The organism is Rhodococcus sp. AC861, assembly GCF_979256035.1.
In genome coordinates this window covers 1-241 of sequence record NZ_CEEDMW010000097.1, presented here as the reverse complement: position 1 = coordinate 241, position 241 = coordinate 1, and the positions used below count along the sequence as shown (strand labels likewise).

Below are 241 nucleotides of genomic sequence, written 5' to 3'. Positions count from 1 at the left end.
GGCCGGGTACTACGACTGGATCTCCCGAGAGACCGCCATGTACGTCGGCGGCGGCGTCGCACTCCTCCTCGCCACCGTCCTCGTCGAGGCCAAGGTCAAGAGCCCGATCATCCCGCTGAAGATCGTCCCCGAGCGCACCACCGGGCTCGCCATCATCGCCTCCGTCGCAGTCGGTGTCGGCCTCTGCGGCGCCACCACCTTCCCCGGCCAGTACTTCCAGACCGCTCGCGGATACTCACCC

The 241-nt window shown here is 68.5% G+C and carries 1 pseudogene; it reads left to right on the top strand.

The features are described from left to right. Positions 1–241 (top strand): annotated as a pseudogene (locus AC0IX4_RS23295) (MFS transporter); the annotation flags it as partial.